This is a genomic window from Brevibacillus composti (assembly GCF_016406105.1).
GTDB classification, from domain to species: domain Bacteria; phylum Bacillota; class Bacilli; order Brevibacillales; family Brevibacillaceae; genus Brevibacillus; species Brevibacillus composti.
In genome coordinates this window covers 4,213,428-4,226,880 of the sequence record NZ_CP066308.1, presented here as the reverse complement: position 1 = coordinate 4,226,880, position 13,453 = coordinate 4,213,428, and the positions used below count along the sequence as shown (strand labels likewise).

The 13,453-nt window shown below is 52.4% G+C and carries 11 protein-coding genes; 6 read left to right on the top strand and 5 right to left on the bottom strand.

Annotation, left to right across the window (positions count from 1 at the left end; translation table 11 throughout):
* Positions 1-397 precede the first annotated feature (397 nt).
* Both JD108_RS21070 and JD108_RS21065 read left to right on the top strand, forming a co-directional pair.
* Positions 398-1,576 carry a THUMP domain-containing class I SAM-dependent RNA methyltransferase gene (locus tag JD108_RS21070; protein WP_198827866.1) on the top strand — a complete coding sequence of 393 codons (1,179 nt, stop codon included), beginning with the start codon at positions 398-400 and terminating at the stop codon, positions 1,574-1,576.
* A gap of 23 nt (positions 1,577-1,599) precedes the next feature.
* A complete protein-coding gene (locus JD108_RS21065; protein WP_198827865.1) occupies positions 1,600-4,377 on the top strand; it encodes a DUF4855 domain-containing protein in 2,778 nt (925 codons plus the stop codon).
* Between the two features lie 380 nt (positions 4,378-4,757).
* Here the strand turns inward: JD108_RS21065 and JD108_RS21060 are convergent, their stop codons facing one another.
* The 5 genes from JD108_RS21060 to JD108_RS21040 all read right to left on the bottom strand — a co-directional run bounded on the left by JD108_RS21060 (position 4,758) and on the right by JD108_RS21040 (position 9,907).
* Positions 4,758-5,333 (bottom strand): hypothetical protein, encoded by a 576-nt coding sequence (locus JD108_RS21060; protein WP_198827864.1) that lies wholly within the window; start codon positions 5,331-5,333, stop codon positions 4,758-4,760.
* Between the two features lie 73 nt (positions 5,334-5,406).
* Positions 5,407-6,393, bottom strand: coding sequence for a hypothetical protein (locus JD108_RS21055; RefSeq protein WP_198827863.1), 987 nt, complete (start codon positions 6,391-6,393; stop codon positions 5,407-5,409).
* A gap of 59 nt (positions 6,394-6,452) precedes the next feature.
* Complete coding sequence (locus tag JD108_RS21050) at positions 6,453-7,643, bottom strand: ISL3 family transposase (protein WP_198827862.1); 1,191 nt, start codon at positions 7,641-7,643, stop codon at positions 6,453-6,455.
* Between the two features lie 142 nt (positions 7,644-7,785).
* Positions 7,786-9,051: an MDR family MFS transporter gene (locus JD108_RS21045; RefSeq protein ID WP_198827861.1), complete on the bottom strand. Its 1,266-nt coding sequence runs from the start codon at positions 9,049-9,051 to the stop codon at positions 7,786-7,788.
* A gap of 583 nt (positions 9,052-9,634) precedes the next feature.
* Positions 9,635-9,907 carry an AIR synthase-related protein gene (locus JD108_RS21040; RefSeq protein ID WP_228728238.1) on the bottom strand — a complete coding sequence of 91 codons (273 nt, stop codon included), beginning with the start codon at positions 9,905-9,907 and terminating at the stop codon, positions 9,635-9,637.
* Between the two features lie 114 nt (positions 9,908-10,021).
* On the opposite strand from JD108_RS21040, the gene JD108_RS21035 reads away from it, so the two are divergent.
* From JD108_RS21035 to JD108_RS21020, 4 genes are all read left to right on the top strand, one after another.
* On the top strand, positions 10,022-11,134 hold the full coding sequence (locus JD108_RS21035) for an aminopeptidase (protein ID WP_198827860.1): 1,113 nt from the start codon (positions 10,022-10,024) through the stop codon (positions 11,132-11,134).
* 235 nt (positions 11,135-11,369) lie between these two features.
* Entirely contained in the window at positions 11,370-11,540 is a 171-nt protein-coding gene (locus JD108_RS21030; protein WP_198827859.1) for a hypothetical protein, read from the top strand.
* Positions 11,541-11,606: 66 nt separating this feature from the next.
* Positions 11,607-12,590, top strand: a complete 984-nt coding sequence (locus tag JD108_RS21025; RefSeq protein ID WP_228728237.1) for an RluA family pseudouridine synthase — start codon at positions 11,607-11,609, stop codon at positions 12,588-12,590.
* A 230-nt stretch (positions 12,591-12,820) separates the two neighbouring features.
* Positions 12,821-13,441, top strand: a complete 621-nt coding sequence (locus JD108_RS21020) for a TetR/AcrR family transcriptional regulator (protein WP_198827858.1) — start codon at positions 12,821-12,823, stop codon at positions 13,439-13,441.
* The last annotated feature ends 12 nt before the right edge of the window (positions 13,442-13,453 follow it).

The window sequence follows — 13,453 nt, the reverse complement described above, 5'->3', positions numbered from 1 at the left end:
AATTCATATGTTCGCTTCCAAAAAAGTCCGGAAATCTACTCCGGGCTTTTTTAAATGCGGACTTTCCAACTTGAGGATCAATTTTTCCCCATCCATGTAAAAGCCATCACATCCTTTCAAAAAGCAAGCACCGGGAAGAAGCATGTCTCCCTGCGCAGCGACTGTGTAGCCAAGCCCAGCGGAGCAGACAGTCTCAGCATCCCTGCAGGCGGAGCCCGGAGCGAAGCAGGGAGACATGCTTCTTCTCACTACGGCCGCGATTTCTTATCCTTTTCAACGAACGGGTGTAAGTAAAACAATTAGGTGTAGAAGATTTCCATTATCCCAGCCGAATCGGGTAATATATGATAGGGGGACAAGACCCCCTGCCATCTAGCAAGGACAGGAGATCGTATCCATGCAAAAAGTAAACTTGATTGCAACGGCAACCTTCGGGCTGGAGTCCGTGGTGGCCGATGAGGTAAAAGCACTCGGCTATGAAGACGTCAGAGTAGACAATGGCAAGGTAGAGTTCACTGCCGATATTTCTGCCATCGCCAGGACAAATTTATGGTTACGAACGGCGGATCGCGTGCGTCTTAAAATAGGGGAATTTCAGGCGACCACCTTTGACGAACTGTTTGAGAAGACCAAGGCGCTTCCTTGGTCCGACTGGATCCCGGTCGACGCCACTTTCCCGGTCGAAGGGAAATCGGTCAAATCGACACTCTTCAGCGTCCCGGACTGCCAGGCCATCGTCAAAAAGGCAGTCGTGGAAAGCTTGAAAAAAACGTACAAGCAGGATTGGTTTGAGGAAAAGGGGCCGCTTTACAAAATCGAGGTAGCACTGCTAAAGGATACCGCTACCCTGACGATCGACACGACGGGCCCGGGTCTGCACAAGCGGGGATATCGCACATTGATCGGGGCCGCACCGCTGAAAGAGACCATGGCCGCCGCGATGATTTTGCTCTCCCGCTGGAAGCCGGACCGGGTGTTGATGGACCCGATGTGCGGCTCGGGCACGATTCCGATCGAAGCCGCCTTGATCGGGCAAAATATCGCCCCCGGCATGAACCGGGAATTCGTCTCGGAGAGCTGGCCGACCATTCCGAAGACCGCGTGGCGGGAAGCGCGTGCCGAGACGCATGATCTGGCCCGTTACGACCAGCCTCTGGAGATTATCGGCACAGACATCGACGAGGACATCCTGCGCGTGGCCAGACGGAATGCAGCGGAAGCGGGCGTGGATGAGCATATTCATTTTCAGCAGATGGATGTCCGCGACGTCCGCACCAAACGGAAGTACGGCTATCTGATTTGCAACCCTCCGTACGGCGAGAGGCTGGGAGACTGGAAGCAAGCCAGCCGCTTGTACCAGGAGATGGGCAAAACCTTCTCCGCGCTGGATACCTGGTCGCTCTATTTCCTCACGTCGGACGAAGAATTCGAAGAGCATATCGGACGCAAAGCGAGCAAAAAACGAAAGCTCTACAACGGCAATATCAAAGTGGATTACTATCAGTTTTTTGGTCCACGACCACCCCGTCAAAGTCCGATCAAGGCCCCCGGCCAAGACGAACAAAACGAGAGATAGAAGGAGAAAATGGAGGAGAAAACATGGGTGTGACACGTACGGCAGGGAGGGTGCTTACGGCGCTTTTGTCCTTTTCCCTGATGACCGGCTCGGCATTTGCGGCGACAGAACCTGCCGCTGCTCTGCCGCCGGGACCGGAAGACAGCCAGCAGATTGAGCCGCAGCCGCTTCCGGAAGAGGAGACGATTGCCTTTACCGATCTGGGGAACAGCTACGCGCGGGATGCCGTCAATCGTCTGGCAGCGCTTCGCTTGATCAGCGGGCAAGGGGGAGATCAATATCGGCCGCAGGAGCCCATCTCCCGCCAAGATGTCTTTGTGCTGCTGTCCAAGGCGATGGGTGTCCAGCCGAAGCGGCCCAAAGAGGAGAAGTACACGGATGTCTCCGTCGACAGCCCCTATGCGCCCTATATATACGGATTGACCGAGCTCGGCGTGCTGAACGGACGCAGCGACGGCACGCTGGGAGCGCGGGACGCTTTGACCCGGCAGGAAATGGCCGTCATTCTGGACAGGCTGTGGAAGGCGGGAAGCGGGCCCAAACAGGTAGCCCGGCAGGAAACCTACGCCGATCGGAAGGAGATCGCCGAATACGCCAGAGAGGCTGTCGCTTCTGTCACCGCCCAAGGCTGGATGAAAGGGGCAAACGGAATGTTCCGCCCCCAGGGACAGGTGACCCGAGGGGATGCCGCCATCATTGCCGAGCGTATCTGGCAAGCGCGGTATCAGCTGGCTGAAAAGGTCGATTTTCGTGTCGATAAGACGAAGCTGACCGTCATGGCCGGCACCAGCGAAAAAGTGGAGGTTACCCGCCCGACTGGGGGAGCCTTGCCGTTTACGCCGGTATTCGCCTTTGACCGTCCGGCTCTCGGCGCGATGATGCCGGACGGCACCTTTGTAGCGGGGCCGACGCCGGGCAAAGGCATACTGACGGTTACGGTGGGTCTGCGCTCGATCACCATCCCCGTGGAGATTACGGCTGCCCCGGCGGAAAAAGCGCCTGCCGAGCAGGCTGATACTCGTCAGGAGACTGCGGCCGGTGGGGCAGACAACGGCAGCAGCAAAACAACTGACGCTAGTGAGGACGGAACCGGCAGCAGCAATGCGACTGCCGCCAGTGAAGGCGACACCGAAAACAGCAAAGCAACCGTTGCAGATGAGGAAGACCCCGGTACTGCCGAGGCTGTCTCCGGCGAAGAGAAGACAGCCGCGACCGAAGAGAGCGATGCCGATGCGGCTGCGGATGAACTGATCAATCTGGCGCCGGGCAGCTTCACCTCTGTCAAACCCTTCGGCAAGGAGGATGCCTACTTCCGTGAAGTGGAGAAGCAGTATCCCGGTCCGGTCGGCGGTTTGGTCACGCCCTCGGAGACCTGGACCGGCTACAATCGGCAATTTGGCCGCAAGGTGATGGTCGCATTGCCGGAGGTCAAGCAGCTGGAGCGGGTGACGCTCACGTTCAGACATGCCAAAAGCTCGGGGATCACGATTCCGGAGTGGATGGACGTCGAGGTTTCTCCAGACGGAAAAGCCTGGTATTTCGCTGGAAAAGCCAGACATGACGTCTCCCAGGCGGAAGAGGCTGCTCTGGAGCGGACGCTGGCTGTCACGCTGCCGCAGGTAGAGACTCGCTATGTGCGCGTTTCCTTCCCGGTGAAGGTGTTTGCCTTTGCCAGACAGCTGGAGATCTGGGGGAGAGACGGCAAACAGCGTAGTGCCGCACCTGTGCTCCTGCCGTTTGCCAACCAGACCGAGACACTGGTAGAAAAGAAGTCCGTCCGCCGTGTGGAAAACATGCTGCTCGCCTACACGGGCGATCATGGCGAGCGGGGGACATGGACGAAAGAGGATTTCCTCCCGATGGTCGGCTATCGGACCAAGGACGGCTATATGCGTGACCAGATGTTCGACACGGTCCTGTTTCTGCCGTACCAGACCATGCCGGCCACCAAGGAAAAGTGGCAGGCTTATCTGCGGGATCTGTTCGGCTCCCGCCAGCAGTTGGAAGCCCTGAACGACGCGATGCGCGAATTTAATCGGCTGTATGGTACCTTGTACACGACGCCGATTGTCGAGAATGTGGTCTTGGCCTTACCCTACCCGAATTCGGCGCAGACCGACTTTGGCAAGCTGGCTCCGGATAAAGAGTCGCTCTCCTTCTCCGCCAAGCATGTGGGCGAGGAAAAAGCGTACCAGAACCGCAAACAGGCCCTGGAGTGGTACTACAGCGAATTGAAAAAGCGCTGGGATCAGGCGGGATACCAGTATTTGCGGCTGGAGGGCATCTATTGGTTCCATGAGCTGGTGGAAGACAGCGCCCCCAAAGAGCGGGAGCTGATTCGCAACATGGGCCGGATGGTGCATGCGGACGCCCTGCGTTACTACTGGATTCCGTATTTTGGAGCGCCGGGCTTGAGCGAGTGGAAATCCCTCTATTTCGATGTCGCATTCCTGCAGCCGAGCTATTACTCGGACAAGCCCGTTCCGCTCGACCGGATCGAGGGCACGCTGGAAGTGATTCAGAAGTACGGGATGGATGTGGAGATCGAAGGGGACGAGCGGATGTACCGCGATCCGAAGTTCTACCAGCTCTACTACAACCAACTGATCGCCGCGCATAACTACGGCATGGACAAGAACAACATCCACGCGTACTATTTCGGATCCAAGACCCTCTTGGAAGCGGTGAGAAGTCAAGATCCGGCGATCCGCGCCATCTATGACGACACGTACAAATGGATGAAAGGGAAGTTTGATCAAACCGAGTATATGCTGCCGGAAGCCATGCCGGTGAACAAGTAAAGGTCTTCATGCAAAAAGTAAAGCTGCCCCTAAGCTGATATGCTCCCCTTTAAGTAGCAGGTTCAAAAAATAAACCACTGCTTGAAGGGGAGCACTTTATGTCCAAAAAATGAATATAACGCTAGAGAGAAGATAGCTATCATACAACAATTGGAATTAGGTACAGGAAACCGCTCAAATGTTTAACATCAGTGTGAAAACCTATTAGTGACATGGTGGCATTGGTATGAGTTGTACGGAATGGAACTGTTTGGAAATCTGTACTCTAAAGAAGTATGAGAGAGATGGACAGGCGGCTTTACAAGACAGGCGGGGACGGAATGGGAAGTTTAACCATTTACACAAACCTTTTTACGCTCTCTATTGCTCAATTACTTCAGCTAATAAGAGCTGATCTCATTGTAGTTACTATCATAAGCAACGATTGTTGAGAACGAGTTAACACCAATTTTTACATCGAAGTAGTATTTATAATTATTGTCAACTATAAATATGGAAGATTCGTTATTTGGATAGGTAATCTGGATGGATTTTATCCGATTATCATGGATGATTCCACTAACGATGTGAAAATTAGATTCTTTTCCTGGTAACCCACCAACCACTTGCAATTTCGTAAATGGTGATTTAACATCCGTTTGGGTAATTTCGATATTAACTACATCCCAGTTACCATTACTATTTTCAGCATGAAATGCTCCTTCAAATAGATCACCATTATTTTCAAATATAATTTGCCCAAATGCAAGTTCCTCAATATAAGATATCTTTACAACTTTAAAATCTTCTACCTTTGACCCCATTTTTTCATTAGTTTTTTGATGAACAAAGGTAACGAGAGTCTGATCTGTATCCGTAATCGTGTTGGTTAATTCGGGACCGTTATTGATCTCATTTGATTGACATCCAACTAAAACTAGAAAGGCAAGTATAGAATAAAGGATTTTACTGTTCATAAAAAATGGTTCCTCCTTAAATAAAAGTGGGGTTTCCCCCACCTTTATTTATACATTGCAGCAAACATGTAAATTATACCTGGGCCTTCCACCTCACTAATTGCGTATTGTTTCCAGCTTGCAGAGGCACCTGCATTGATAGTCCTAAAAAGCTAGCTGAAAATGCGCTGGATACTTTTGCTGTTACCGGTTGGTATGATTGAATGTATTTGGAAATGCCTTTTGCGTAAGTAATTGTATTCTTAATGGGTTCCTCTGTAACGTTTACTACTCCATATCCGGCTGCAGCGCCACTGGTTGCTTGTGTATTTGTGCTTACGGCGTCATCGGATAGATTTCCAGGTGTATTGTTGTTATTCAGGTAGAAGTGATGAACGATAGCAACCTTGGAATAACTGATACCTTGCTTAAATTCCCAAGATGGACCGGTCGTATAGTGATCCGATCTATCAGGTGTTGTATGGGTGTCAATGTGCGTGGAATAGTTCCACGGACCGGCAATGTGAGGTAAAATTTCGTATGACGATGCAAAAAGTTCCCTCGACATTTCTTCAGCTCTTTGAGGGTCTGTTTCTGATGTTTCGAACTTAACTGAAAAGACGGTACCATCAGAAAATTTAACTTCATAGTGATCTTTCAGTTTTCCTTTCTTTCTTTCTTTATCAATAATTTTTTGAACCTCAGCCATCCTGTCTTCTTGTTGTGCCAAAGCAATTAATTCCTTTTTCCACACTTCTTTATCTAGTTTGCGTATCCTTTCTTTATATTCACGTGGATGAGAATTAACGTATTCGTCAGTAATATCAGGTTGTCTACTATTGATTGAGTTTTCATTTGCTTGATGATCGAGTGAAAACTCTATTCCTCTTTCCTCCATATCTTTTACGAGTTCAGTTAAGTATGCATAATGTTCGGCTTCATCGGTTGACAAACCAGAACTAGTCAACTCATTTTTAATGGATTGATACCTATTCGTTCTTTTAATATCGTCGTTACCAGCAGCAAGAACTGAAGAGGAAATGAGCATAGTAAAGAGAACTGTTATCAACACTTTTTTCAAATCAAATAGCTCTTCACCGTAAAACGTGCTTGATCTCCCTCTATCGCAGTTTTTCGTAGTTATGTAGCCGGTTTACACTCCAGTCTAATGCGAATCTTGAATCTCTCTAGATTGCGGTAGCCGTAGGCTCTTCGTTTGATTACCTTCACTTTGTTGTGTGTCCCTTCAATCTTGGCATTCGTTACCCGAAAGGAGAAATAATTCTGAATGGGCTCTCGCCACTGGACAATCGTTTTGGCAATGGAACGAACCGCAGGAGTCGGAGAATAGAGATGGTCGACAATCCATTTCTGAAGCGCTTCCTCCCCTGCCTCTTGGGTTTGAACGGCATACACGGTTCTTATGTCTTGAAGCGCATAGTAGAGTCGTTCCAGATGTGGATCTTCTGCTAACCAAATCTTCAGTTCCTGAAGCTCTTCGGGCTTCAGCTTGTCAGGGATCGTATGGAGCAGGCGTTGTTCATGTCTGCCCCGACGATGTGTTCCACGAGCATGAGTGCGTTTTCGGGTAGCTTCCAACGCTTTAGAGAAAAGCTGGATCACGTGAAATTTATCTGCTACCACAAGGGTATGCTTCCAGACCTGACGTACGGTTTCAGCCATTCCTGGAGCCAAATCCGTGACAACTACATGGGGAGCCTTACGAAAAGGCCATTGCTGTAGCGCGTTTCGTACCTGTTCACGTGAACGTCCTTCTGTGACTTGCCAGATATGACCGGTTTGAGCATCCATGAGGTTCACGCCATACTTATGTCCTTTTTGCAGAGCAAACTCATCCAGACAGACCACTTCAGGAGCTTCATGTTCTTTTGGTTGAGCAAGGCGTTGGGGGGCCAGTTGGTAGTACCAGCGTTCGAGTGTCGAGTAGGCCACACTCAATTGCTTGGCAACCGAGAGCAAATCCCGGCTGCGGCACATATCCACCGCCATCTCTTGAAATGCAGAGGTGACCGATCCTCGAGGCGGGATACCGTTCCATTCCACTGTCCATGTAAGCACACAACTCGCACAGCGCTGGCGATACACGGGAACGGATACCCAGACGGTCCCCCAAGAAGGAACGAAACGATGACGAAGAATACGCCGTCCAGGACGGGCATGGTTGGTACTGGCTCGGAGGCAGATCGGACAAAGATGACAGGCAGAATTCGGTTCCAGAACAGCGATCCAATCCGTTTCCTTTGTTTTTTCCCAATGTGTGAGATGGAATGATGGAAGTCCGATAAAGTCTGTGCTAAAATCAAGGCACAACGCAGATTTCCTCCTTTTCAGTGGTTGTCTCGACAACTCCCACGATAGAGGAACATCTGCGTTTTTTCAATGTCTAGCACGGGTTATGGTGATGAATCAAAAAATGGGAAAAATGTTATTCCTATCCACAGTATACTAGTACTTAATTCACTTTCTCTAAGACCTCATTTTTTATCGGGGGAATCAACCGGAACATGTACACATACAAGAGCGCACTCAGCAGCGAAAGCCCGAGAATGATCGAAAACACGCCGAGCGGCGCTACCCATTGCGACAGTCCGATTGCCAGCGGCGCAATAAACCGGCCGATGGAAAACTGCAGGGAAGAGGCGCCCATGTACTGGCCCCGCGCATCTTCGGGCGCGTACTTGCTGATAAAGCTCTGCGCCACGGGGGTGCGAATCAGTTCGCCCATGGTGAGAATGAACATACAGCCGAACAGCAGCCAGATGTTAACGGTGAACGCCATCAGGAAAAAGCCAAAGCCGTATAGAACGGACGACAGGATCAGGCTGCTTTGGTCGCTCCAGTTACGGAACCAGCGGGTGACGGGCAGCGTGAACAAGACGACGAGCAAGCCGTTCAGTCCCATCAGCCAGCCAAAGGCCGATGTGCCCCCGATGGAGAAGGACCAGTCGCCCCACCAGACGAGCGGCTGGTTGTGGACATTCTCTTTGACATAGAGGGCCATGTACAAATCCAGCTGCATGAAAGCGATGGCGACCAGGATGCCGGCCAGGATGTAGATCGCAAATGGTTTGTCTTGAAAAATAACGGTGTAGCTTCGGAACTGCTCCTTCAGCGAAAAACGCGGCGGCGGTCCGCTTTCCTCCGTCTTTCCGACAAGCGAGGGAAGGGTCTCTTTGATCAAAAAGAAAATGGCAATCGCGTACACCAGCTCCATAATCGTACAGACCAGCAGCAGTTCAAAGCGGTAGTGCACGAAAAAGATCGAGCCGAGCACCGGTCCGAGCACCACCCCGATGTTCATGGCCGTGTAAAAGGTGGCGAAGACGACGCGGCGCTCCTCCTCTGTCGTCAGGTCGGCCACCATCGCCGAGCTGGCCGGCCAAAACATCGACCCGGCCATCCCGATGCCGATAAATGCAATGTAGTCGATCCAGGGCGACGGTGAAAAGGCAAACAGGGCAAACATGACTGTGGACAGCGAAATCGAAAACAGCATCGTCTTTCTCCGCCCAATCCGGTCCGCCAGGTATCCTCCGGCCAGATTGGAAAAAATGCCGAGCAAGGGCGGGATCGTCAGCAGCAGTCCGGCCACATTTTTGCCGAAGACATCGCTAAAGTAAAGAGCCATGAAAGGAAAGTACATCCAAAAAAATGTATGTGTGATCAATTCGCCAAACAAGCGAACTTTTAAATTCAGGTCCCATGAACGCCAATACATGACCAGGGTTCCTCCGATCTGTTGAGAATTCAAATTTGGCAAGGCTTGTCGTTGTCGTCTGCTGCAGGTGCCGTCACCGCCGCACCGCTCGTCCGGGGGCGTTTGTCGTCTGCACCAGGCTCTCACCGGTTGCGACATTCGGCCTGCGCCATCCCGTCCCGCCTTCGGGGAATACAAAAAAAGCACAAGGGGAGGAGAAAGGGGCCTCATCCACTTGCGCTTTTCGTCGAGATACGGCGGGACTGGGGATTCGGGTACGCGGAAAGAAACGACACGTATCCCGTAGGCAGAATCGACAATAAAGCGACTCGATTCTCCACCGGAGTCCCATATCGGAAAAGACGGAAGCGGTTCAGGCATCCTGCAGCTTCTAGCATTCAGATAGGGTATGATCAAGGGTCGGGACCCTCGATAAGGTCCCCAATCTAAATCTGAGAAACTACAGTGATTACCATGAACCAGCTCTCCTGTCTTTAAAAATTTTTTTCAGATCAACTCTTGTTGACTAGAATACTCTACCTACAGGAAAAAATGCAAGGATTTTTTTGCTTTTTTTTCCTATTCGCATGGTTCTGATTTTCCGCTATTCCACAACAATCTGCCCGGGATGTTCGTCCGTGACCTCGGCGATGATGCGGGCCCACTCCACTCCGGCTGCGTGCAGTTTTTCCAGCAAGCGCTCGGCGTCCGCGGCCGGCAGGCTGATCAGCAGGCCGCCGGAGGTGACAGCGTCACACAGAATCAGGCGATGGATTTCGTCCAGCTCTTCCGGAAAACGGACGCGGTCTCCTACCCAGCGGTAATTCGACTTGCTGCCGCCAGGGACGATGCCTTGCGCGGCCAGCTGCATGGGCATATCGATACGACCGATCTGGAAACGGCAGGAAAAAAGATCCGTTCCGTAATTGAAAAAGTTCTGCATCTTCGGTAAAATTAATTTTATTAAAGACGATGCCCAGGAGGAGATCGAATGTTGGATCCACGCATTGTAAAGCTGGCGGAAAATCTGCTGAACCACTCGGTGCGTTTGCAGGAGAAAGAGTGCTTGTTGGTGGAAGTCCGCGGCGAAGGACACACGTTAGCCAAGGAGTTGGTGAAGCAGGCATACGCCAAGGGCGCCTATCCGTTTGTCCGCCTGATTGACCCGGCTGTCCAGCGTGAGCTGTTGATGGGGGCCAGCGAGGAACGCGCCGCCTACATGCGAAAATGGGAAGAGCCGATGTTTAAAGATATCCAAACTTATATCGTTATCAATGGTCCAATCAATGACAGCGAGTCATCGGACGTACCGGTGGAGCGGCGCCGCGCCCATCAAAAGGTGATGCAGCCGCTGAACGACTACATCGTATCCGAAATTCGCTGGACGCTCCTCAACTATCCGACCGCGTCCATGGCCCAGAGCGCCAATATGTCGACCGAGGCGTTCGAGGACTTTTACTTCGATGTCTGTTCCCTGGATTACCGCAAAATGCAGGAAGCCTTCCAGCCGCTGAAAGAATTGATGGACAAGACGGACAAGGTAAGACTGACAGGGCCGGGTACCGATCTGCAGTTCTCGATCAAGGGAATCCCCAGCATCATCTGTGCGGGCGAAGCCAATATTCCCGACGGCGAGATCTATACGGCGCCGGTCATCGACTCGGTGACGGGCACCATTTCGTTTAATGCAGCCACTTCCTATTTGGGGACACGCTTTGAAAACGTCAAGCTGAGATTTGAGAACGGAAAGATTGTGGAGGCCACCGCCAACAATACCGAGCGGCTGAACGAGATTCTCGACACCGATGAGGGTGCCCGTTATATCGGGGAATTTGCGATCGGCGTCAACCCGTACATCCTGCACCCCATGAACGATATTTTGTTTGACGAAAAAATCGCGGGCAGCTTCCACTTTACGCCTGGCCGCGCTTATGAGAATGCGGACAACGGGAACCGCAGCCAGGTGCATTGGGACATGGTCAACATCCAGCGCCCGGAGTACGGCGGCGGGGAAATCTGGTTTGATGATGTGCTGATTCGCAAAGACGGCTTGTTTGTCCTGCCGGAGCTTGCCGGACTGAACCCGGAAAATCTGAAGGGATAAGGCCGAGTTGAATACCGTTGGAAAACTGATGGAGGCGGATATCTTCCAGACCTCGCATCAAAAAGCCCGGAGCTGCCAAGCTCCGGGCTTCTTCTGTTTTTTCGTGCGCGCAGCTCAATCCAGACCCGATGGGCTTTCGCGAAAATTTTTAGAACTTTTAAAACAAATATGTTTACAAAATGGCACCTCTATATTATATTTATTATACATTTATGTTTAAAAATGAGGTGTTACCATGATCCGCTTAAAATGGAAAGATCATTTGCACATGTTTTTTGGAGGAAACCTCTTGGGCAGGGAGTATCACGCGGAAGAAGGCTATGTGACGCAATGGCTGGAGATGGGACAGGTGAAGAAGACAGAGGAGTTGGACCAGGGGTTGCATGACGTCTTGCTTCGCCTCTGATCGGACGGATCGCGGCCTGCTGGCGTGCGCTTGCCCTTTTTCGCTACAATAGGGGGAAACAAGCGAATGAGCAGGAGGATGACCGTGAGCAAAAAAGGCTGGATGGAGTACGAGGTGACAGGAGAAGATGCGGGACTGACGGTTGAGCGGGTTGTCCGCGAGAGGCTTCAGGTCTCCGGCAGGATGCTGCAAAGACTGACCCGGAGCAAGGGAATTCTCTTGAACCGCAAGGCCCCTTTTCTGCAGAGGCAGGTCAAGGCGGGAGATCGGGTAGCCATCCGCATCACGGATCAACCATCGTCGGCTGCCGTCGGCGGCAAGGCAGGAGGGGCCGAGCGGGAGGGGCGAGTCTTTGCCGATGAACCCAGGGAGAGGCTCCCCCTGGACATCTTATACGAAGATGAGCACTTGCTCATCGTAAACAAGCCAGCCGGCTTGATGGTCCATCCGGTCGGCCCGGACCAGAGTGGAACGCTGGTGGATGCCATTGCCGCCCGCATGCGGGAGCGGGGGGAGCCGGAGGGCGTCCACCCTGTGCACCGGTTGGACAAAGAGACCTCGGGAGCGATTCTGGTGGCGAAGACCGGCTATGGGCATCAGTTGGCAGACCGCGTGCTGCGCGAGGGCAGCTTGCGCCGGGAGTATTTGGCGGTTGCTTGCGGACGTATGGCTCATGAGCGGGGAACGATCCATGCGCCCATCGGTCGGGACCATCGCCATAAGGTGCGCCGCCGCGTGACAGATCGCGGTGAGGAAGCGATCACCCATTATGAGGTGGTCGCCGCGGCCGCGGAGGCCACTCTCGTCCGGGTCTGGCTGGAGACGGGGCGGACGCATCAGATTCGGGTCCATTTTCAGCATATCGGTCATCCGCTGGCAGGGGATGCGATGTACGGAGGCAGGCGAGACCTGTTGAGGCGGCAGGCTCTGCACGCCAGACGGCTTTCCTTTGCCCATCCGCTGACCGGAGCGGAGATATCCTGCGAGGCACCTTTGCCGGATGACCTGGCATCACTTACCGCCCGCCTGTTTGACTCTCCGCCGATTTGAGCGAAACCGGCTGAGATGGAGCTCGCCCCAATTCCATATTCCGCAGATGGCCTGCAGGATGACTGACTGTCGATGAGTTGATCGGCAGTTTTTTAATGGAATCTACCCATTCTTCGTCTTATGCGATGTATGCAAGTATTTACATGCATCAAACCGATGGTTTATAATGGCAAAAGCTGAAACGACAATATGACAGCAAGTACTTGCATGGTATGGAGGGAAAGGAACGAATGGATCAATCCAATCACCGCATCCATCAGGGGGGAAAAGCCGAAGAACAGGAGACTCGCGAGCGTATTTTGGCGGCCGCACGGCAACTGATGGCCCAAAAAGGATACAAAGGGGCGACGACGAGGAAAATATCGGAGCTGGCGGGCGTCAATGAAGTGACGATCTTCCGCCACTTTAAAAACAAGGAGCGCATTCTGGTGGAACTGCTGGAGGAGATGACGGAGATTCGCCCTGCGCTCGATCAGGCGCTGCGGACGGAGTGGGGCGACGTCAAATCGCTGCTGGTCCACTACGCGCAAACCTATTACTACGCACTGGTCGAACGCAAGGAAGTCTTGATCATCTGTCTGATCGAAGCTGCCAATCATCCCGAGGTGTTCAATCTGCTCAGCCGCATGCCGCATCTCGCTGTCGACATGCTGGAGCAGAAACTGCGGGAACTGCAGGAAGAAGGGCAGCTGCCCGAGGGAGATTTTTGTGCGGCGGCCAATATGTTTGTCGCCACGTTTTTTCATACATTCATGGCGAAGCATTGGGTCAAAGTGGACTGCGAGATCGACGAGCCCAAGTTGTTTGAAAGCACCGCCGAGATTCTTCTTCGGGGGATCGGCGGCCGCTGAAATTGCGGCGGA